Consider the following 21,809-nt stretch of genomic DNA (forward strand, 5'->3'; position numbering starts at 1 on the left):
TTCCCATCGATCGATTTGTATCTCTGTAATAATGTTTATTGATCCGCTAGCCCTCCTTCCCGGGGCCTATCCGCTCTTTCTTTATGACGAGTAATTCGCTCCAAGCCCGCATCGCTTTCGGCCTGTTTGAGGCCGACCTGACTTCGGGAGAGCTGTACAAAGCGGGCTTTCGCGTAAAGCTTCAAAGTCAGCCCTTCCGCGTCCTGATGGCCCTGGTGGAACGCCCAGGAGAGGTGGTCACGCGCGAGGAGCTTCAGCTTCGCCTCTGGGGCAAAGATACGACCGTCGATTTCGACCATTCCCTCGGAACAGCGATTAATAAGATAAGAGAAGCCCTCGGGGACTCCGCCGAGAACCCTCGTTTTGTAGAAACCCTGGCGAAGCGCGGCTACCGATTCATCGCACCGGTCACTCTCCCCCCGAACTCGGTCTCTCAGGAGACGCCCGAAGTTCTTCCCGCAGCTTCCCCAACACCGACCTCAACCGATGTGCCGCCTTTTTACCCTCCCACCATGATCGAAGCTTCTCCGACGGGGGCACACGGAATTTCGCCAGGCGAAATTCTGTCCCGGCGGATCCAGACCCGATACCTGCTCGCCGGAGGAGTCGCTCTCGTTGTTGTAATCGCCGGAGCTTTCTTTCTCGGTGCGGGGCGGGAGCAGGTGCTCGTTCCAAAACTTCGCCAGATCACGCACGATGGCCATATTCTCCCCGGATCGCGTGCCATGGAGGCCTTCCCCGCAGTCGTTACCGACGGAGTCCACCTTTTTACCTCCGATGTGCAGGAAGGCAAAGTGGAACTCGTCCAGATTTCGACCGTCTCGGGAGACGCAAAGCCCCTGGGGATTCCGGACGAGGTCATGGGACCGTCCGTGGGCGATATCTCGCCCGATGGATCGAGGCTCCTGATACGGAGCCACCTCTCGAATGAATCGGAGCAACCTCTTTGGATGGTTCCCGTGGGTGGCGGATCGGCCCAGCGGGTGCCGAATGTGCTGGCGCATGACGCCACATGGATGCCAAACGGAGAAGATGTCCTCTTCGCTGCGGAAGAGAAGCTTTTCGTCGCCCACCTTAAAGACAGATCCATCGAGGAGATGGCAAAGCTGCCGGGAAGGGCGTTCTGGCTCCGCTGGTCCTCCGATGGAAAACGCCTGCGTTTCACCATCTTCGATCCGATCACGCACACACAGGCGCTGTGGCAACTGGATGCTGGCAGTGCCAGCCCAAAACCGTTGCTGAAGGGGTGGAAGGAAGACGCGGACACCTGTTGCGGTGTGTGGACCGCCGACGGCTCCTCTTTCATCTTTCAGGCGATGCACGGCAATGAATCGGACCTATGGCGTATGGGTGGTCATGGCGTTGGAACGCCACAGAGACTGACGGACGGGCCGATGGTCTTTCAGGGCGCCGTGGCCGCACGAACTGGAACACGCATCTTTTTCACCGGTGTGGACGTGCAGTCGGATGTCGAGATCTACCGCCCGCAGAGTAAGGACTTCGGTCCGGTGCAGAGCTTTCTCCGCGACGCACATCGGCTCGAATTCTCCCGCGACCGGCAGTGGGTTGCGTGGGCCGATACGAATGGGCGGCTCTGGCGGGCGCGGATCGATGGCAGCGAAAAACTCCAACTGACGCCCGATGCCATTCAGGTCTTCCTCGTGCGCTGGTCTCCGGATGGCAACCGGCTCGCCCTCATGGGACGGGAGACCGGAAAAGCGTGGCAGATTTACTTAGTAAAAGCCGATGGCAGCGCCCTGGAGCGCGTCCTGCAGGAGTCGCGGAACGCCGGAGATCCTACCTGGTCGCCTGATGGAAAGTCGCTCGCCTTCGGACGGGTCCCGGACCTCATGGGGAAGGAAGAAGAAGCACGCATGGTGCAGATCGTCGATCTGGACACCCGTGCCGTGCAGACCCTGCCGGGTTCGGAGAACCTCTTCAGCCCGAGATGGTCGCCGGACGGACGTCACATCGCGGCGATCTCTCTCGATCAGCGCCGACTGATGCTCTATGACACGGCGACCCATCAGTGGCGGCAACTCGCCTACGGGTCCTTCGCCGACCCGGTCTGGACCTCGGACAACCAGGCGATCATCGCCCATGGATTTATGGACTCACGTCAGCCCATCGTTCGCGTTGCGGTGCAGGATGGCCGGGTGGAAGAGCTTGCCACCCTGTCCAACTTCCATGCGGGCAGCATCATGGATTTCTTCTTCTGCGGTCTGACACCGGACAATCTGGCAGTCGTGCGAGCGCAGCGAGCTACGGGCAATCTCTATTCGCTGGATACCGGAGCGCATTAGCTGGCAGCTCTTTCTGACTGAAAACAAAGCGCTTGCGTGTTGACTGAAAGTTGATCCTCAAATTATCGCAGGGTGCTTGCGTTGATCGATCGATTCGCGTTTTTCTCCTCATATGCGATCACGCGAATCTTTCCTTTTAAAGACTTCCCTCACTTTAAAGACTTCCCTCACTCTCATTCTCGTCACGGAGGCTCTCTCGGCCTATGGTCAGCAGTTCAAACCGACGGGACACGGAGTCGAGGCAAGCGCGGACGGAACCGTCCTTCAGATCTCGGCACTGCGTGAGGATGTTCTGCGAGTGCGGATGTGGAAGGCGGGCAAGGAGTCTGAGGACGCATCCTGGGCCGTATTGCCGAAAGCACGGAAGAGTTCAGTCCACGTCGTCGCAGAACCTCGGGGGTTCCACACGCAGCAGCTTCGCGTGACCATCGGTACAGACCTCACGCTGACTGTCGCGGACCTGAACGGAAGAGTTTTGCAGAAGGATGCGGAGCCAGTGACATGGCAAGGCGATCGATTCCGTGTGCGTAAGGACCGGACGTCCGAGGACAGCTTCTTCGGCTTGGGCGACAAGCCCGGTCCACTCGACCGCAGCGGCCAGGCTTTCGCCATGTGGAATACCGACACCTTCGGCTGGCAGGAGACGACCGACCCCATCTATAAGAGCATTCCCTTCTTCATAGACTTCAAGAACGGCAGGGCCCTTGGCGTTCTGGTCGATAACACATGGAGAAGCTTCTTCGACTTTGGCCGCGAGAACCCGAATCAGATCTCCTTTGGGGCCCCCAACGGCCCCATCGACTATTACCTTCTCTACGGTCCGGAACCAAAGCAGGTCGTGAGCGCCTACGCCTGGCTGACTGGACCCACGCCGCTTCCCCCTCTGTGGTCCCTCGGGTTTCAGCAGTCTCGCTACAGCTACTATCCCGCATCGCAACTAATGGAGGTCGCGAAACGCCTCCGCGACGACAAGATTCCGAGCGATGCCCTCTACCTGGATATCGACTTCCAGAACAAGAACCGCCCCTTCACCGTAGACGACGAGCACTACCCCCACTTTTCGGAGATGGTGAAGCAGCTTGCGCAGGACCACTTCCACCTCGTAGTCATCACCGACCTGCACATCGCTCATCTACCGAATGCTGACTACGCTCCCTACGACAGCGGCACCGCCGGAGACCAGTTCGTGAAGAATCCGGATGGTTCGACCTACGTGGGAGAGGTATGGCCCGGGCCGTCGGTCTTTCCGGACTTCACTCAGGCCACCACACGTGCCTGGTGGGGAACGCTCTACAAGGACTTCACCTCCATGGGCGTGGCTGGTTTCTGGAACGATATGAACGAACCGGCAGTCTTTGGAGTTCCGAGCAAGACCATGCCGGACAACATTCAGCACCGCATCCACGAACCGGGATTTGCGGAGAGAACTGCGACCCACGCGGAGATCCATAATGTCTATGGGATGGAGAACTCGCGCGGTACGTACGAAGGTCTTCTGGCGCTGCAACCGAATGTGCGGCCCTTCGTGCTGACGCGCGCAAGCTATGCCGGTGGCCAGCGCTATGCCGCAACGTGGACGGGGGACAATAGTTCCACGTGGAACCATCTGCGGATGACCGTTCCCCAGATTGTGAACCTGGGTCTCAGCGGCTTCTCCATGTCCGGAGCTGACGTGGGCGGATTTGCAGGATCTCCGTCGCCCGATCTGCTCACAAAGTGGATCGAAGTGGCGGCTTTTCAGCCGATCGATCGTGACCACGCCGCCAAAGGGACACGTCCGCACGAGGTGTGGGCGGACGGCCCTGTGCATGAAGCCATCCGCAAGCGCTACATCGAGGAGCGCTACCGCCTGATGCCGTATCTTTACACTGCCGCTGAGGAGACTTCTCGCGATGGTCTGCCCATCATGCAGCCTCTCTTCCTTGAGTTTCCACATGCCAATGCGAACGGCCGCGCGATGGATTTGGACACGGGCGGCGGCGAGTTCCTTTTCGGGCAACACATCCTCGTCGCTCCGAATCCTTCCCCTGAAGAGGGGGCAGCGTACGAGGTGCATCTCCCTCCCGGAACCTGGTACGACTACTGGAGTGGCGAGCGCTACGAGCGGAACCAGCAGATGAAGACCCTCGACCTGGAGCAGCGAGACAAGCTGACGCAGGAGAAGCCTCTGATGGTGACGCCTACCCTGGAAGCCTTGCCCGTATACGTTCGCGGCGGAAGCATCATCCCGATGGCGCCGCTGACGCAGAGTGTGGATGAAACACCACAAGGACCTCTGACCGTCCGCATCTATCTTGCAAGCGATGCGAAGGAGCCATGCGCTGGCGAAGTCTACACAGACGACGGCAAGAGCTTCGACTATCGCAAGGGACAATATGCGCGTGTGCACTTTGCGTGCGCGCAGCAGGCAGACGGTTCGCTTCAGATCAGCGTGCTTCCGCAGGAAGGAAAGTACACGCCGTGGTGGAAGAGCTATCGCTTCGAGGTTCTCGGCTGGACTCCGAAGGAGAAGAAGGCCGAGGTCTCAGGAAGATCCACGTCTCTGGAGACGGATGGCGCGACCGCAAAGGTCACCTCAGAAGCTAAACGAAACGGCCTGCAGATTATCCTGAGATAAGCGCGAAGACGAACGAAGCAAAGAATCTTGACGAGGCTCGGCGGGCCTCCATATAGTTCAGGCCAACGATTGCAGTGCGATCCTTGCCTGTTCCAAGTGGAGTTTCGTGATTCGAACAGCCTCTTTTGCCCTTCCTTTCTTTTGTTCGTTTGCCCTGTCTGTGCTCGCGCAGGACACACGCCACGTGGCGGAGCCGGTTATTCCACCGGCATGCATTGTCCTGAGGGCGCAGCTTCACGCCGAGAAGAATACTCTCCGTGAAGCGGATGAACAGCGGCTCGACACCGATCGCATTCAGAAGGCGATCGACACGTGCGGCAGCGGAAGGGCCGTAGCGTTGCGCACCGACGGGGCCGCGAATGCCTTCCTAACCGGGCCTCTCGAACTGCGGGAGGGAGTCACGCTGCTCGTTGAAAAGGGCGTGACGCTCTACGCTTCGCGCGACCCCAAACTCTATGACACGCAGCCGGGCGGCTGTGGCACCTCTGGGCCTGACAGCCGACCGTGCAGGCCGTTGCTCAGCGTGAAGGATGTAAAGAACGCGGCGATCATGGGCGAGGGAACCATCGACGGTCGCGGTGGAAGCACGCTGCTTGGAAAGACCTATAGCTGGTGGCAGCAGTCTCGCGCCGCCGAGCCTACAAATCTGAAGTACTCCGCGCCACGCTTACTGGTGGCCAGTCATGCCGACGGTTTGATTCTCTACCGCATCCGTCTGCATAACTCAGCGAATTTCCACGTTGCGGTGAACGGAACGGACGGCTTCACGGCGTGGGGTGTCCATCTTCTGACTCCCACCATTCGCGGCACGGATGCACGCAACACGGACGGCATCGATCCCGGCTCATCACAGAACGTGACCATCACCAAAAGCTGGATCGACAACGGCGACGACAATATCGCGATCAAGGCCGGCGTCCACCACATGAGTGTGATCGACAATCATTTTTACAGTGGCCACGGGATGTCCATGGGGTCAGAGGCTCGTGACGAGTCGGAGATTCTTGTGGATACGTTGACGCTCGACCACACGACCAGCGGCATTCGCATCAAGAGCAACGTGCAGCGCGGCGGTATGGTGCGGGGTGTGGTCTATCGCAACCTCTGCATGCGCGACGTGGCAGTTCCGATCTCGATCAGCCCGTTCTATAACGGCCAGACAACCGACGGGATCGACGATCTCGGTTTGAAAGGATCGTTCACGCCCGACTATAAGGGCATCCGTGTCGAAAATGTTTTGAGTCTGACTCCCGGTATCGTGCAGGTTGCAGGCCTGAACCCTGAGCATCCGACGGAGATCACGTTGGATGGTGTGGAGGTCCGAGGTGTGAAGCCGGAGCAGGTCCGCGCTCGCTACAGCAATATTACGTTCGGTCCCAAGGGTGCGAACTTTACCTTCAGCGGTACAGGTGTGACGAACACGCCTCCCGCACCGAAGCTTCAGATGGACTTTTCGTGCGCGAATAAGTTCGTGCCGTATCAGGATTAGCTGAAAGGATCTCCACCGTGTCACGCACCTGTGCTTTTTTCACCTTTGCCCTCGCCACTTTGTGCGTCACATCTTCTCTGACTGCGGAATCGATGAAGCGGGTTACCGTCTCCGCCTCTGGCGACACTGACTTCCACACGTTGCAGGAGGCCGTCGATCATGCGCCGTCCACAGGAGAGATTATTCTTTTGGCTCCTGGCCGATATCGAGAAAAGATTCACATCACCACACCCAACATCCGGTTGATCGGCGTTGGGAAGAGGCCGCAGGATGTGGTGCTGAGTTGGAACGACTCCGCCCGCAGGGCGGGGGGCACGGGCAAGAGTGGGAGCGTGAGTGTGGATGCGGACGGCTTCGCCGCCGAAAACCTCACGATTGAAAACACATGGGAGATGGAGAACGAACGTACAGAAGAAGGTGCGCAGGCGGTAGCCCTGCTTCTCAATTCGGACCGCGCCGTGCTGGACAACGTACGACTGCTGGGCGCGCAGGATACGCTCTATGCGAACAGCCGCACCTGCCACGAGAACCTGCCGAAGGATGGCAGCGTTCCACCTCCGGGGCAGACGGCCTGCAGCGCATCCCGTGAATACTTCCGTAACTGCTATATCGAGGGTCACGTCGATTACATCTTCGGTGATGCCAAGGCGGTTTTTGACCATTGCGAGATGCACTCGCGGCATCATGACACCGTAATGCTGACGGCACAGAGCAGGCACTTTCCTGAAGAGGACTCCGGCTATTTCTTCCTGCACAGCCGCATCACCGGCGAGGACGTTGGGGACAAAGTTGTTCTGGGCCGTCCGTGGCGCGACTACTCCACCGTGCTTTTCTACGACACAGACGTACAGCAGAAGCTGAGCGCGGATGGCTGGTCGGAGTGGGCTGGACGTCTGAAGACCAGTTCGTACCACGAGTACAAATCGCACGGGCCGGGAGTGAACGGGGGCCATCGCATCGTGAACTATCCTCCGCTTTCGGCTGCGGAAGAAGAGCAGCTTACGCCGACGGGCCTACTTGGCGGAAAAGACCATTGGAATCCCATGGAGGAGGCGAATCGTCTCCGCGAACGCCGGTAGACCCGGAGCCTGTCGCGTTTCGATCTCCTTATTGCGCAGAAAGATGCACTCATTCGCTCACGCTGCTATTCTGACGCGGATGATTACGAACGGGCCACTTTTTCGAAACATCAAGAGAAGCAACGATTTTCGCAACTTTGTTGTTCGTGGCGACTGGTATTTTGGGCAGGTTCCCTCCTACCGCAGCCTACTCACTGGAGCGCTCTTCGACGTTGCTTCGGAGCATCATGCTTCGATTGGACATCTCCTGCTTTCCCGGCGATCTTCCAGCGCGCAGGCGTTGCTTCGCCCACTTGTGGAAACTGCGCTGCGCGTGATGTGGATCATGAAGTGTTCGGACTCTCAGATCGACGCGATCAAGAATAAGCGTGGCAAGCGAGACGGCTGGCTGGATCTTGCGCATACGATTACTGAGATTGAAAGTCAGTACCGGAGCGAGAAATTTCTAAAGAAGTACTTTCCGAATACCGATTTCCTTGACGATCTGACCCACGGCGGCATGGGACTGGCGATAGGAAAACTCGCGGTTCTGCTCGATCTCCAGAAGGAGTCTTTCGAGAAGGACGCTAATTTCTGCATCTTCACGGCAGACAGGACTCTCGTTCTCATGAGCCTGGCTTACTTCACCAATGTGGGAAATAAGGTGCATACGAATGCTCTGAGTGCTTATTACGCTGCGGTATTCGACGAATTCGAGCACGCCTCTGCCGTATAAGCGTCAGGCAGCTCAGACAGAAAAAGGGTGACCGCACCGAAGGTATGCGGCCACCTGCCCGAATCTATTGAACCGTTAACGCGACCATGGTCTGCTGACTTGTCGCGCCCGAGGTGGCAACGATGGCTACGCTGGAGCTTCCCGCAGGTGTGGGGATGGTGGTGTCCCCGCAGCCAGCCAGGAACGCGATGCTTCCTGCGCACACAAACAAAAGTGCACGCAGTAATGAAGCTCCCGGTCGCTTCTTCCGCCAGCACAGCAGCGACACGAAGGGGACCAGCGAGGCCAGGGCGATGCCCGAACCCGGTCGGCCCTTGTTGAACGGACGAAGCGCACCCATGGTGGAAGTTGTCTGGATCGTCACGGTGCTAATCGCTGCTGCCGTGGGAGACACACTCAGCTGACTGGGCGCGAAGGTGCAGGTCGCACCCACGGGCAGGCCGGTGCAGGTGAGCGTCACACTCCCACTGAAGCCGTTAACGGGCGCAACGCTGATGGAGGTGTTGACCGAGCTTCCCGCCTTGACGATGAGCGCGCTGTCCGCAGTGGTGAAGCCGAACGTCGATGCACCGCCTGTGGACGTGCTTGAAATTGCGCCCAGCAGGCCGTGTGCTTCTTTATCCAAACCTGCCGTGAAATACACGGTGCTGAGATCGCCTCCGCTGACGGAAGCACTGCCCGTCACCTTAGTCCCACCGGTCAGCAGGTCCCACAGGCTGGCATAGACGAGTGATTTGCCTGTGCTGTCCATCACTTGTCCGACGTAGGCGTAGGTCTTCGGGTCGTAGACATTGATCTTGCCGTCGCCGAAGTTTCCGACCAGCAGATCGTTGCTGTAGATCCCGAAGTTCGCAGGCGCGAAGGCCACGCCCCAGGGGGAGTTCAGGTTGCCGCCCGTCACGGCACGCGTTACGAAGTTGCCTGCTGTGTCAAAGACATCGAGGACACCCACACCAACGCCATCCTGCGATCGAAACGGTGCCGTTGCTGTGCGTTGGGTGTATGCGATGAAGATCTGCGTCCCTAAAATATGGATGGAAAACGGTGCATAATTTGCCGGAAGATTTGGGTCGGTGAAAGTCCCGGCAAGCTTCGCTGCTTTATAGGTGGAGTCGTATACCTCGACTGCGGCCGTCGCAAAGTTGGGCGCTAACAGGAAGCTTCCATTCGCAGTGTTGAGGAGCGCCAGGCCGGTATAGGACGCGCTGGTGGCGCTATTGTTGACCACGATCTGTGCGTGCGCATTGTTGGTGCCGAGCTTTGAGTTCCAACCGGAGATCGTTCCGTCCAGCGTGGAGAAGAGGAAGCTGGGTGCCGTTCCGTTCGGGAGCAGGAGACCCGTCGATCCTGCTGCTGTTACGGAGCCGGACGGTAATCCATTTGCAGTCGGCACTGCTCCGAGAGGAACGATGACTTTGAAGGCAATCGTTCCAGAGGGTTGCACGACGTAGTTGTAACCGGTGCCTGCAGCGCTGATCCACCAAACAGGACTTGCAGAGACACCCCAAGGATTGATGAAGTTCGGATCGACCGTTGTCGCAGGCACCGATCCATCCGAAAGTATGTTGGTTACACTGAAGGCTTGCGCCCCCGCGTGCAGAGAGGCTACGCCACAAAATACCGCGGCTAAGAGTCCTGCGACGATCTTCCGTTGCACCGCGGCAAGCTTTTGCAACGGTGCGGTTTTTTCTTGATTCCGTTCACTCGACACGCGCATGTGAATCCTCTTTCCGTAATTGGCTGAGATGGAACTCTGGCGGAATGTTCGGCAGAGGGCAACGTTACGAGGGGGAGGGGCGCCTGATGTCAGCAAAATGTCATGCCAATGTCATCACCTGCACAAGATTTAGCGTGGAGCGTTTTCCAACCCACCCATGCTGCTAGTGCTTGCTGAAGAGCAGCGAATCCGTATCTGCGGAGCTGATCTGGGAGTCGTTGGGATAGGCCACGTCCACATTGGCCGCTGTAATCAGCCGGTGCTTGACGAAGGCGGCAGAGGGGATCTCCCGACCCTGGACTCGATCGACAGCCAGTGCGATCACGGCCTCTCCATAGCGTTCGGGAAAATATCCGACCGATCCGATGAGACGAGAGTTCGGTCGTCTCATCTCGCGCCTCGCTTCGATACTCGCGTTTTGACCTACGGCCAGACAATGCTCTGAGCGGCCAAATTCTTCAAAGGCCTGCAGACCTCCAAGGCAGCTGGGGTCATTCAGCGCGGCGAGCAGGATCTTCTTTGACGTGCTTTTGTAGAGATGTTTTCTCACGGCCAGGAGACTGTCTTCGAACCTTCCTTTGCCATCCAGGAAGATCGCCTTCTCATCCGGCAACTTCGGCAGGATTTCGCGGATCCCCGCAAGCGTCGCGATCATGCGCGTCCGAGGCAGAGGACCGGCGATGGGAAGCTCCAGCAAAATGACTTCGTCTACTGCGCCACCCCACTGTTGAACACAGGCATGGCCTAATGCCCGGCCTCCGATGATCCCTGCCTTGTAGTTATCCGCGCCGTAGTAGGTAGCGCCGGGATGTGGAATATCGATCGCGATCATCGGAATTCCCGCCTCGAGAATTTTGGAAGCGACCAGCGAAGCGCTCTGGTGAACTGTCTGGAATTCGATGACGAGATCCACGTGCTCGCGAACGAAGACGTCGGCATTCCGGACGGCGGCCTTTGGATTGTATTGATTGTTCAGAACAAGCAGGTCGATCCCAGCACGGTAAGCGCTGCTGCGGATGCTGTCGGAAACCAACCTGGAGAAGGAGAACTCTTCACTCTGCGAAGCATACCCAAAGCGCAGCTTTCTCTTCAGGCCCTGCTTGCCTGACGGTCTGTAATTGTTCTTGGAGACCCTTTCCAGGACACCGCAGCTTACGAGAGTGCAGAGCAGACGGTAGGCCGTAGGGCGAGTCAGCTTCGTATGTTTACAAACCTCGTCGAGACTTACCTCCTCAGTGGAGGCCTGCACGTATTTGAGGATCTCGCACGCTCTGACGACGGACTGCACTGTGTTGTCTCGAACGGCATGAACATGTGCTGGCTGAATCGAGGGGCTTTCTTTCTTCTGAGACGACATGGCTCCGACCTTCTTCCGCAGTGCGAAATATTACACGACCCTGCGGCATCTCGACCAGCTGGCAAAATGCTGCAAAGAAGGCCAATTCCGGGAATGTGCGGCCAATCGATATTTCGCAGAACGAAATAGTCGTTCCACGCCCTTTTCCAATGGTGCCTCGTGAGTGAGATGCCTAGTATGGCCGTCGTTCGCAGGCTTGCACCGTCATCGCTGCTCGGGCCTGCACTCAGGAGGCAATATGAAATCCGTACCATCAACATGCAGGTCCTTGCGGGACAACGCGAGGCGCCGGGCCGGGGCCTGGTTGAGATCGACGCTATTTTTAATAATTATGGCGATGGTGCTCTTTATGCCGCAGAGGTGTAGAGCACAATCGACTACCGGAGATATCGTCGCGGCAGTCATTGACCCATCGAACGCTGCCATCCCGAAGGTGGGGCTCGTTCTTTCGCAGGTCGAGACCGGTCAACAGATCAAGCAGACCGGTGATGCGAACGGCCTGGCGGTCTTCAGCTCGCTCAAGCCGGGCAACTATAAACTGATTGCGACGCAGCCCGGCTTCAGAACAACGGAGTTGGACAACATCACGGTGGTCATCGGACAGCGTGTCAGCCTGGACGTGCGGATGCAGGTGGGAGCAAGCAGCGAGTCTGTGACGATCTCCGCCAGTGAAGCCGCTCTTCTCAACTCAGAGAGCGCCTCCGTGGGTCAGGTGATCAATAAAAGCAGCATCGATACGCTGCCGCTGAATGGCCGCAATTTCATTCAACTGACTCAGCTGACCACAGGGGCCGCACCCATCGGCGCAGGCAATTCTCCTGCAACAACATGGACTGGCCGCTCCGACACGACGGTGTCCTTCGCTGGCCTTCGGGAGAGCGACACGAGCTTCCTGGTGAACGGAATCGAGACGCGCAATGCCCGGTTTGGCAATACGGGCATTCGTCCCTCGGTGGACGCCATCCAGGAGTTCCGCGTGCAGAGGACGACCTTCGGCGCTGAGTTCGGACATGCTGCTTCCATCGTCAACACGGAGTTGCTGGGCGGCGCAAACCCGTTCCATCTCGTCCTGTTTGAACTGAATCGCAACCGCGCCTACGCTGCCAATACCTACTTTGCAAAGCAGGCGGGAGCGCAGCAGCCAGCGCTGAATCAGAACAACTTTGGTGCTACGTTGAGCGGGCCTGTTCTTCTGCCGAAGATTTATAACGGGCGAGACAAGACATTTTTCATGTTCAACTTTGAAGCCTTTCGGCTGACCCAGGGGCAGACGCTGACGAGCATCTATCCGTCGGTCGCGCAACTGCAAGGCAATCTAGCGGACGATAGCGCAGGGACTGGGCTCTATCCGACCAACTCAGCCTTTTGCGCTGCGAACTCTTCTTCCGCAAAGTGCGTTGATGTGATCAATCCCCTGACCAACCAGCCTTTCGCAGGAAATATTATTCCGACGGCGCAGCTCGATGCTACTGCGCAGAAGGCACTGCAGTTTATTCCTGCTCCGAACCTTGGAAGCGCCGGAGGTGTGAACTTCCCGAGCTTTAACACAATCCGTACACCGCGCAATACGCAGAGCATCAATCAGTACAACGTTCGACTGGATCACAGGTTCAGTGATCGCGACAGCATCTATGCGACCTGGTCCGACAGCAATGACATCCTGTACTCACCGGCGATTAATCCACTCGGTGGCAATACGGCGCCTTTGAACGACCATCTCTGGACGGGTACTTACGCACACGTCTTCTCACCGACTCTCTTCAACGAATTCCGATTCGGTGTCAACGACTCGGCGACCTTCCGCAATGCAGAGAGTGCCTTTGGTCCAAACTACGCGGGCGATCTGTTTGGGCTACCGTATGCGAACAATGCGGATGCCGCCACGTATGGCGTACCCAACTTCGGCATCTCGGGGTTCGGTCCGGTAGGCTCCATCACCGAAGTGATCGGAGCGGATGACAAGAATTACCAGGTCTCCGACAACCTTACCTGGACGCATGGACGGCTAACCTCGGTCAACGGGCTTCAATACCTGCATGAGAGCTTCACCCAGATCACGGATTTCGGATCGAATCCCAATCTTGTTTATAACAACGGCTATTCGACGCGGAATGCTTCAGGGAATCGTGTGAGCAGCATCGGGCTCAGCGACTTTCTTCTTGGCGAACCCTATTCGATTACGGCAGCCAGTGGCGACTCGACCCAATCCCTGCATACTGCTTACTACGGCTTCTTCTCGCAGAACAACTGGAAGGTCCTCCCGTCGTTGACGCTCAACCTTGGGCTTCGATACGAGTATGCGGGATCTCCCATCGAGTCCCGCGATCGGAGTCAGTTCTTCGATACAACAAACGGTCAGTTCTACTATGCGGGCTCTACGATCCGGCGATCGATTGTGAAGCCGGATAAGAATAACTTTGCGCCTCGCCTAGGCTTTGCATGGCGTCCACCTTCTCTTACCAATACGGTGATTCGCGGCGGTGTAGGAACTTATTACGCCACCGACAACTTCAACGAAGAACAGTTCAAGAACCAGGGAAGCCCCTTCTATACCTCCCGGAGCAATACGCCGAGTTCTACCACTCCTGTCTCGATCTTCAATCCATTCGCTTCGAGCTCCACTGCGTTCCCGCCGGCAAACGCAAATATCTTTACTCTGGATCAGAACAATCGCACGTCTTACATCAACCAATGGGGATTGGATATTCAACAATCCTTTGCATCGGATTATCTTTTTGAACTGGAGTACGCAGGAGGTAGCGGGCAGAAGCTGGCGCAGCGGCGCAATGCGAACATTGGCGCTGTCGATACGACGGGGAAGATCCCCCTCCTGAACCGCGTTCCTTTCCCACAGTATGGCTTCATCCTGGTGACCGGCAACTACGGCCGGTCGAACTACAACGCACTCACCGCGAAACTGGAGAAGCGGCTGAGCCATGGAAATTCTTTTCTGGTTGCTTATACGTTCTCGAAGGCAATCGACATCGGCATCACGGATGACTTCTCTGCTCTCTCGACCGACTTCTTTCGTTACGACCGTGGAGTCTCCGACTACCACGTGCCGCATCGGCTGGTCATAAGCTATGCCTATCAACTTCCGTTCGGCCGTGGCAAAACATTCTTTGGAACGGCTCCTCTTCCCGTGGAGTATCTCATTGGAGGCTGGCAGTTCAACGGGATTACAAGCTTTAGTTCAGGCCAGTACAGCACGCCCACGCTAGCGGGTGACAACCTGAATATCGGCTCCTTCAGTCAATCGCGTCCCAATCGTGTGTCGGACCCGAGGATTGGTCGGAACACCCCCACACAGTGGTTCAACGTGGCAGCGTTCGTACAACCAGCCTTTGGGACTCCGGGCAATGCGGGGCGTAACTCTGTCGAGCAGCCTGGCTATCAAAATTGGGATGCCAGCTTGTTCAAGGCTTTTCCTGTGAAAGATCGTGCTAACTTCCAGTTGCGGCTGGAAGCATTCAATCTCTTCAATCACACACAGTTTGGATCGGCGAATACTTCAGTCGGTCCGGGGTTCGGCTCAATTACATCCACGAGAGCCGCACGCATCGTCCAGGTCGGCGGCAGGTTCCAGTTCTAGATCCAGTACCAGGCTTTCATAAGAGAGGAAACTATGATTCTGAGAAGTAAGTATTTGTCTCTTGCAGCCATCTTTGTTTTTGGCATTGCATGCTCTTCTGGCGCACAGGATGCGAAGAGGTATGAGATCAAGATTGATCGATCGAAGTCTCTGGTTTCTAAATCGACTCCTACGCTTCAGGTCGTGGTGAACCCGATGCTTCTTCGGGGGGCGCCGATGCATGATGGATCTTTTGAGGCGCTGCATGCGCTCGGAGCGGACTATGTCCGTTACGTTCCCTGGCTTCCCTATCCACGTCAGGCCGTGGCAGAGCTTGAGGAGCCGAAGGATGGTCATACTTCGTGGGACTTTTCGCATATCGATCCCACGCTTGAAGACTTCATGAAGGCGACCGAAGGGCACAGCGTCATCCTTAACTTCAGCACGATCCCTGCATGGATGTACAAGACGGCGAAACCGGTCACCTACCCCACGGATCCGAACGAGGTTTCCTGGGACTACACACAGGGAACAGAGCTACGCGATCCTTCGATGAAGGAGGTGGCAGGCTATTTCGTCCGACTTCTGAGTTGGTACACGAAGGGTGGGCTCACGGATGAGTACGGGAAGTGGCATGAATCAGGACATCACTACAAGGTGGCGTATTGGGAGTTATTAAACGAGATCGACTTCGAGCACCATTGGTCTCCGGAGACCTACACGCGTTTCTATGACGCGACGGTGGAAGCCATGCGGAAGGTCGATCCCAATTTGAAGTTCGTGGCGCTTGCCATGGCGATCCCGGGAAAGAGTCCGGAGATGTTTGCGTACTTTCTGAACCCGGCGCACCATCGCAAGGGTATTCCGATCGATTTCATCTCCTACCACTTCTACGCTTCGCCCGGCGACGACCAAACGCTCGATCACTGGCAGTTCACCTTTTTTGCGGAAGAGGAAGGCTTCCTGAACACAGTCCGCTATATCGAGACCATTCGGAAGCACTATGCTCCCTCGGTGAAGACCGATCTGGATGAGATTGGAGTGATTCTTGCCGAAGATGGGAAGGAGAATGCCCAGCCCGGAAAATACGTCGCAAAAGACGAGCCACCTGCCTATTGGAATCTGGCTGGAGCCATGTATGCCGACCTCTATACGCAATGCGCTCGCATGGGGATCGATGTGATTGGTGAGTCGCAATTGGTGGGCTACAAATCCCAGTTTCCGAGTGTCAGCATGGTGAATTACAAGACTTCAAAGCCCAATGCACGTTTGTTGATCTTGAAGCTGCTTCACGACAACTTCGGACCGGGAGACAAGATTCCTGACACGACCGGTGGAGATTCTTCTCTAACCATCCAGGCCTTCGATACAAAAGAGGGACACAAGCTACTGTTGATCAATAAGCGAAATCGCGGACAGGAAGTTACTCTGCCATCTGACGTGGGAAGTTATCGCGTCTCTCGTGTTGTAACGTCGGCAGCCGACAGCATCGAAACGGCGGAAGCTCAGTCTCGCCGTTCGTTGAAATTGGAACCCTTCGAAGTTGCTGTGCTTACATGGAAGTGAGGGTAGCCGCACATGCAACGGGTTGCGTTCCAACTATGCATCAAGGAAGGTTGCGAACAGGCCTATGACGAAGCCCACCGCAGAGTCTGGCCGGAACTTATCTCTGAGCTGCGGGCCGCGGGCGTTGTGGAGTATTCCATCTTTCGACGCAACCAGGACCTGTTTCTGTATATGGAAGTGTTGAGCTTCGATTCTTTTCTTCAGTATCTTGATGAGAGCGAGGTGGACCGGCGATGGCAGCAGGAGATGGCAGACCTGTTTGTGCAGGTTCCCTCTCTACGCTCGGGAGAACGTTTCGCCATGATGAACGAGGTGTTCCATATGTCCGGTCAGAAGACATCTACAACCGACCAAGAGAGAACGAACGAAAGGATGTCATCGAATGGAAGCTGAGTACAGCGCGCTGCGTGTGGGTCTTGTCGGTTTGGGCCTGGAGGCTTATTGGAGTCAGTTCGAAGGTTTGGAGCAGAGGCTTCGTGGATATCTCACGACCGTGGAGGAACGTATCGCTGTTCCTAACCGGCAAATCGTGAATCTGGGTCTCGTCGACAGCCCCGAGAAGGCACAGGAAGCGGCACACCGTTGCCGCAAGGAAGAGATCGACATCCTGCTGGTGTATGTCACAACATACGCCTTATCATCTACCGTTCTGCCTCTGATCAAACGTGCCAAGGTGCCTGTGGTTCTTTTGAATCTGCAGCCGGAGCGAAGCATTGATTACGCGCGGTTCAATGCAATGCAAGACAGAAGGAAGATGACCGGGGACTGGCTGGCCTACTGCAGCGCATGTCCCGTTCCTGAGATCGCGAACGTTCTTAGCAGGTTGTCGATTGCGTTCCAGCAGGTGACGGGAACGCTGGAACCAGAACATCCGTGCTGGCAGCAGATTGAAGAGTGGCTGCAGGCCGCCTACGTTGTGCACCGGTTGGCTGAGAGTCGTCTCGGTCTCATGGGCCACTACTACGGTGGGATGTTGGATATCTCTACCGACCTGGTCCAGGTAAGCGGGCGATTCGATGTTCATATTGAAATGATTGAAGTGGATGAGTTGAGCGCACTGCGGCGAGAGGTTGACGAGGAAGCGATCCAGAGCAAGATCCGGAGCTTTCGGGAGTTCTTCACCGTTGGCGAAGATTGCACAGAGGTCGAACTGAACAGGGCGGCAAAAACAGCAGTCGCGCTCGATCAACTTGCCCAGGAGAAGCGTCTGGATCTGATGGCTTACTACTATAAAGGCAGTGGAATCGCTGAGAATGAAGACACGATGAGTTCGATCATTCTCGGAACCTCCATGCTGACTGGAAGTGGCTTACCCGTGGCGGGCGAATATGAAATCAAGAATGCCATTGCAATGAAGATCATGGATTTGCTCGGTGCCGGTGGGTCTTTCACGGAGTATTACGCGATGGACTTCGAGCGGGATGTCGTCCTTATGGGACATGACGGGCCAGGTCACGTCGGGATCGCGGAAGACAAGATCAGGGTTCGGCCTCTGGAGGTGTATCACGGCAAGGTGGGAAACGGACTTTCTGTAGAGATGTCCGTAAAGCATGGCCCGGTGACTCTTCTCTCTGTCGTGGAAGATCGCGAGCACGGCTTCAAGTTACTGGTCGCCGAAGGAGAGAGCGTAGCGGGGCCTATTTTGGAGATCGGCAACACGAATAGCAGTTACAAATTCAGTGTGGGGGCGACAGCATTCGCAGAGTCATGGAACGCAAATGGTCCCGCACACCACTGTGCCATCGGTGTCGGACATGTAGCATCCTCGATCAAAAAGATCGCTGAATTACTTGGACTGAAAGCGGTTCAGATTTGTTGAAATGCTTTCGCATAGGAAGGCCGACGCCAGGGGGAGATTCACTCCATGTAAAGCAGAGGGAATTTATGCAACCGCTTGCTTTGTGTTATTCTTTCTTTCGTATGCGAAGCACACACATCCATTTGACGTATTGTTGTTGCTGTTGACCCTCTCTGCGGTCCGGCAAGAACTATGGGCGGTCTAGTTCTTCTTCTCATCCCCTGAATGAATAAAAAATTAGTGTTCGACGCTTTTGTGTCTTACCTGTTTTTTGTGCGCGGAAATCTTTCTGCGCCTTTGCGACTTATGTCGTCCGAGAGGCTTTATGTTATCGAAGCGATCCCTTTCCTTTGTGTTGATGTTTTTCTCTTCTTTTCTCTCAATTTCCGCAAACGGACAGAGCTCCGGAAGCGGAACCCTTAGTGGAACGGTCACGGACAGTGCGGGCGCTGTCCTGCCGGAAGCGGAGGTAACGGTTCGCCAGACCGCGACAGGTGTTGAACGCTCCACTAAGACAAACTCAAGCGGAATTTACTCTTTGCCTGCTCTCCGTGCCGGGGAGTACGTTGTGCGTGTGCAGGCACCCGGGTTTCAGCGAATAGAACAGGATGGAGTTGTCCTCCAGTCGGACACGACCCGCACCATCAATCTTCAACTTGCGGTAGGTGGAGCGTCGGATACGACGACGGTTACGACCGCTGCTCCTGCGATTGAAACGTCGGAGGGCTCACTCAATACCATCATCACAGGAACACAGCTGAGCGAGCTTGCAACGAACGGTCGCAACTTTACCCAGTTTCTTTCGCTCGGCACAGGCGTGAGCAGTTCGCAGACTGGCCAGCGCATGGGCGTGGGGCAGGAGGGCAATCCGCTGACCTCTGTCAACGGTGGACGCATCAATTCCAACGCTTTCACTTATGACGGCATTCTTGCGATGGATACGGGCGGCAACCGGGGTCTGAATCTTTTCCCTCCGATGGAGGCGATTCAGGAGATCCAGGTTCATAAGAGCAACTACACAGCAGATATCGGCTCCTTCGGCTACAGCCAGGTGAACGTTGTGACACGCTCCGGTGGTGAGAAGTACCATGGCGATGTGTACGAGGTGTTCTCGAATGACGCTTTGAATGCGCGCAACTACTTCAACACTTCCAAGCCACCACTCCATGACAACAACTTTGGATATGACTTTGGCGGCCACCTCTTGCCCGGAGCGAAGGGCAAATTTACCCGAAATCTTTTCTTCTTCTGGTCGCAGGCGTTTGATCGTCGTTCCGGGCCGGAGCTTACGAGTTTCACTTCGGCTCCGCAAAGCACTTTCACGGCGACTACTCCTACCGTCGCACAGAGGGCCGGAAACTTCGCCGGTTCCGCGGCGATTACCAACCCCGATACGGGCTTGCCTTACGCTGGAAATCAGATCACGAACATCGATCCGAACGCGACACTTCTTTTGAATGCCTACTTCCCACTGCCCAACAGCACGAGTTCATCGAACTATGTCATCAGTCCGAAGAGCCAGACGAAATGGCGCGAGGAGTTGATTCGCATCGATGCAACGCTGTCGCCCAGCGATACGATCACGGCACGCTATGCGCATGATGCGTGGAGCCAGCAACAAGCAATCTTGAAGCCGTCCAACCAGTCTTTTGCAACCATCGGTGGATTCTTTGCGAAGCCGGGGCAGAGCGGCGTGTTGCAGTGGACGCATATCTTCTCGCCAACGCTGCTGAATCAGGCGACGATCGGTTATTCGCGCAATCAGATTACGCAGTCGCCCGATTCCAACGGCCAGCGTCCAGCGGGGTTGACTATCCCAAGCTTGTATGGCGCGAACATCTACAATCTGATCCCCACGATTACGATCAGCGGATTCTCCTCCATTGGCGCACAGGGTCTGACGAATAACACGAATAATGTCTACACCTGGCGGGATGACGTAACGAAGCAGCTGCATAGTCACTCGTTCAAAGCAGGTTTCAATATCCTTCGCATTCAGAAGTTCGATCGCTTTCCTTATGGCGGACAGGCAGGGTCGTTCAGCTTCACGGGATCTGCTACTGGAAATGCGCTGGCTGATTTCCTCACCGGTCATGCTTTCAGCTACGTGGAACAGAGCAATGTACCCAATGTCTATCTCTTCTCCAATATGTATGAAGCCTATGTGCAGGACGACTGGAAGATTACGCGTAACCTCACTTTCAATCTCGGGGTTCGCGACACGATCTTCCAAGGTGCGCCCAATGGCTACGACAAGTACGACCGCATCTCGGGATTTGTGCCCAGCTTATACTCTGCCGCCAATGCGCCCACAGTGACTTCGACTGGAACGTTGGTCGCTGGTACGGGCGATCCTCTTAATGGGATTATTACGCCGGGTAATCTCAAGGGACTCGACCTTCCCCGCTCGCTTACTGGAGCGAGAAATAACATCGGTCCTCGTGTTGGTTTTGCGTGGTCTCCGTTCGGTTCCTCCACTACATCGGTTCGTGGCGGCTACGGGCTTTTCTATCACTGGGACAACGATAACCATGAGAACCTGAGCGGCAATCCGCCTTTCGCACAATCCGCGACGATCTACAACACAACACTGACGGGGTTCGCTTCGGGTGCGCAGACACTCTTTCCACCGACGCTCGCTGCCTTTGATACACGCAAGCTTTATCCAACAGTCACGCAGTATTCCCTCACGGTGGAGAAACAGCTTCCGGGGTCCACTGTGCTTTCGGTAAGCTACGTTGGTAACAGCGCGCGTCATCTGGACCAGACGCCCAATATCAACCAGGCGCAACCCAACGCTGCTGTGGCAGCAGGGACGGTGAACGTCAATACTGTTCGGCCCTATAGGGGCTATGCCGCGATCAACTATGACGTGCGTTCCGCTTCCGCGAGTTACAACTCATTGCAGGTCGATGCGCGCCGTCGTTTCAAAAATGGCTTTCTCTTCGAAGCAGCCTATACCTATTCGCGTTCGCTCGGATCGCAGGTAGGGCAGAACCAGTTTGTGAATGAGAAAGGCCCGACGGCTTATGATCGCCCGCAGAGTTTCACGATTAACTACGTCTACGACCTGCCGTTCTTCCGTGGCCGCCGCAGTCTTGCGGCCTATACGCTTGGAGGCTGGGAAGTCAGCGGGGTCTCTACCTTCCAGGGTGGCACGCCTGTGACCCTGGCGATCTCTGCAGATCGCGCAGGCGTAGGCAACACGGGACAGCGCCCAAATGTGACCGGTCCGGTAACGTATCAGCATGGGAACATCAATGGCTATTTTTCAACGACTAACTTTAGCCAGCCTGCACTGGGCACGTTTGGGAATTTGGGGTTGAACACCATCCGCCAGCCTGGATTGAATAGCACGCAGTTCAATCTCTCAAAAAAAGCGACCTTCCGCCTAGTTGGAGATACCCCGGTCACAGCGAAGTTTGAAGGAGAATTCTTCAATCTCTTCAACCACCCGGCGTTTAATGGACTGGGAACCACCGTCGGTGCAGCGACCTTTGGCAAGATCACGTCCGCACTTGATCCACGGAATGTTGTCTTCAAGTTGAAGTTCTCTTTTTAGGCGCAACGCACGTTTTGATAGACGAAAGGATTTCC

13 protein-coding genes are annotated in these 21,809 nt (G+C 56.2%); 11 read left to right on the top strand and 2 right to left on the bottom strand.

Features of this window, described 5'->3' with window-relative positions:
• Positions 1-83: 83 nt before the first annotated feature.
• From ACIPR4_RS13710 to ACIPR4_RS13730, 5 genes are all read left to right on the top strand, one after another.
• Positions 84-2,303, top strand: a complete 2,220-nt coding sequence (locus ACIPR4_RS13710) for a winged helix-turn-helix domain-containing protein (protein ID WP_013569262.1) — start codon at positions 84-86, stop codon at positions 2,301-2,303.
• A gap of 112 nt (positions 2,304-2,415) precedes the next feature.
• Complete coding sequence (locus ACIPR4_RS13715) at positions 2,416-4,920, top strand: glycoside hydrolase family 31 protein (protein WP_013569263.1); 2,505 nt, start codon at positions 2,416-2,418, stop codon at positions 4,918-4,920.
• A 106-nt stretch (positions 4,921-5,026) separates the two neighbouring features.
• On the top strand, positions 5,027-6,409 hold the full coding sequence (locus tag ACIPR4_RS13720; protein ID WP_013569264.1) for a glycoside hydrolase family 28 protein: 1,383 nt from the start codon (positions 5,027-5,029) through the stop codon (positions 6,407-6,409).
• A 17-nt stretch (positions 6,410-6,426) separates the two neighbouring features.
• A complete protein-coding gene (locus tag ACIPR4_RS13725) occupies positions 6,427-7,488 on the top strand; it encodes a pectinesterase family protein (RefSeq protein WP_013569265.1) in 1,062 nt (353 codons plus the stop codon).
• A gap of 43 nt (positions 7,489-7,531) precedes the next feature.
• Positions 7,532-8,203 (top strand): DUF6988 family protein, encoded by a 672-nt coding sequence (locus ACIPR4_RS13730; RefSeq protein WP_013569266.1) that lies wholly within the window; start codon positions 7,532-7,534, stop codon positions 8,201-8,203.
• Between the two features lie 64 nt (positions 8,204-8,267).
• On the opposite strand, the gene ACIPR4_RS13735 is transcribed toward ACIPR4_RS13730, so the two are convergent.
• Positions 8,268-9,920, bottom strand: a complete 1,653-nt coding sequence (locus ACIPR4_RS13735) for a TIGR03118 family protein (protein ID WP_013569267.1) — start codon at positions 9,918-9,920, stop codon at positions 8,268-8,270.
• A gap of 163 nt (positions 9,921-10,083) precedes the next feature.
• Positions 10,084-11,277, bottom strand: a complete 1,194-nt coding sequence (locus tag ACIPR4_RS13740) for a substrate-binding domain-containing protein (RefSeq protein WP_013569268.1) — start codon at positions 11,275-11,277, stop codon at positions 10,084-10,086.
• Positions 11,278-11,436: 159 nt separating this feature from the next.
• Between ACIPR4_RS13740 and ACIPR4_RS23160 the strand changes: the two genes are divergently transcribed.
• From ACIPR4_RS23160 to ACIPR4_RS13765, 6 genes are all read left to right on the top strand, one after another.
• Positions 11,437-11,643 (top strand): hypothetical protein, encoded by a 207-nt coding sequence (locus tag ACIPR4_RS23160; RefSeq protein ID WP_245536337.1) that lies wholly within the window; start codon positions 11,437-11,439, stop codon positions 11,641-11,643.
• A complete protein-coding gene (locus ACIPR4_RS13745; protein WP_245536338.1) occupies positions 11,627-14,869 on the top strand; it encodes a TonB-dependent receptor in 3,243 nt (1,080 codons plus the stop codon). Before ACIPR4_RS23160 ends, ACIPR4_RS13745 begins: the two co-directional genes overlap by 17 nt.
• A gap of 33 nt (positions 14,870-14,902) precedes the next feature.
• Positions 14,903-16,414: a GH39 family glycosyl hydrolase gene (locus tag ACIPR4_RS13750; RefSeq protein ID WP_013569270.1), complete on the top strand. Its 1,512-nt coding sequence runs from the start codon at positions 14,903-14,905 to the stop codon at positions 16,412-16,414.
• A 12-nt stretch (positions 16,415-16,426) separates the two neighbouring features.
• On the top strand, positions 16,427-16,807 hold the full coding sequence (locus ACIPR4_RS21745) for an L-rhamnose mutarotase (protein WP_013569271.1): 381 nt from the start codon (positions 16,427-16,429) through the stop codon (positions 16,805-16,807).
• The gene (locus ACIPR4_RS13760; protein WP_013569272.1) at positions 16,797-18,233 is read left to right on the top strand and encodes an arabinose isomerase; all 1,437 of its coding nucleotides are present in this window, start codon (positions 16,797-16,799) and stop codon (positions 18,231-18,233) included. The genes ACIPR4_RS21745 and ACIPR4_RS13760 overlap by 11 nt, the downstream gene beginning before the upstream one ends.
• A gap of 304 nt (positions 18,234-18,537) precedes the next feature.
• On the top strand, positions 18,538-21,774 hold the full coding sequence (locus ACIPR4_RS13765) for a TonB-dependent receptor (RefSeq protein WP_013569273.1): 3,237 nt from the start codon (positions 18,538-18,540) through the stop codon (positions 21,772-21,774).
• Positions 21,775-21,809 lie beyond the last annotated feature (35 nt).

Source organism: Terriglobus saanensis SP1PR4 (assembly GCF_000179915.2).
Classification (GTDB): Bacteria; Acidobacteriota; Terriglobia; order Terriglobales; family Acidobacteriaceae; genus Terriglobus; species Terriglobus saanensis.